This window comes from Photorhabdus sp. HUG-39 (assembly GCF_963878365.1).
GTDB classification, from domain to species: Bacteria; Pseudomonadota; Gammaproteobacteria; order Enterobacterales; family Enterobacteriaceae; genus Photorhabdus; species Photorhabdus kayaii.
In genome coordinates this window covers 1-1054 of sequence record NZ_CAWNWY010000106.1, presented here as the reverse complement: position 1 = coordinate 1054, position 1054 = coordinate 1, and the positions used below count along the sequence as shown (strand labels likewise).

1 pseudogene is annotated in these 1054 nt (G+C 51.5%); it reads right to left on the bottom strand.

Annotated elements, in window-relative coordinates:
- Positions 1 to 63: 63 nt before the first annotated feature.
- A pseudogene (tssI, locus tag AAC155_RS24220) lies at positions 64 to 1054 on the bottom strand (type VI secretion system tip protein TssI/VgrG); the annotation flags it as partial.

Genomic DNA, 1054 nt, shown 5'->3' with positions numbered 1-1054 from the left:
AATTTGCTGGTTATCGGCGACGTTTAATTGATGGTTTTTACCAATGGAAATAGCTTGCTGACCTTTAATGGTTACCGTTTGATTTTGACCGACTTCAAGCGTCTGAAAGCCCTGCACGGCTTCATCACCGTCCGCCAGGGGTTTATAGCGGTAAGGGGGCCGCCAGTCCTGTCGCCCTGGAATAAAGGCGACCTCGTTTGTCAGTGTCGTCCCTTCGCCCCCGTCGTTTGACGCGACAGGTTGCCACCCATGATGCGTGACAGAGATCACCTGCCAGCAGTCGTTCATGGCCTCTATGGGATGGGATTGCAGGGTAAAAATTTTGCCCGGCCGCAGCCGGATACAGTGAGTTTTGGCAGTGCCGACTTTACTGTAGTTTCGTAACTGCTCCAGCCGCAGTTGGGTAAACGGTTTTCCTTCCTCGTCCCACTGGAAGCGCCCGTAACTTTCAAACACCGAATTGCGCCCGCTATCGTCGGATTGCTTCTGATGCTCAAGCGAATATTTGGGGTTAAGAAAGTTATGGTCTTTCTGGACAGTGCCATTCGAGCACAGGTATTCGCCATAACTCCATTGGTACGCCGTGGTATCGGTCTCGTCCGTTTCAGGATGCGTATTGTAAGTCAGATCGATATCCGCCTGCATGCCCAGGCGGCAATCACAGAACAACGTCTGTTTCTCCTCAAACCAGAAGACAATGCCCTCTTCCGCCGCCAGCCGACACCAGAAATCATAGGCGGATTCGCGTTTTTGCGTGGTGTATTCCCGTTCGACATGGCGTTTATAGAGCGTATCGCGGGTAAATAAAATACGATGCTCTTTAAGCAGGATCGTTAAGATTTCCGGTACGGACTGCCGATGGAAAATACGGCTATCCTGATTGAGCGTCATCAGCCACATTGTGGGGCGGACAGTGAAAATATAAAAAGTGCGACGACCATCGGTATTACCCTGTTCAGCACCAGCTATCAACCCATTAATGGTCCGTTCGGTGACGCCATTGCGGGTAATGGTCAGTGACGCGCTGTCCCCCAGCTGTTCATTCAGGGGAATG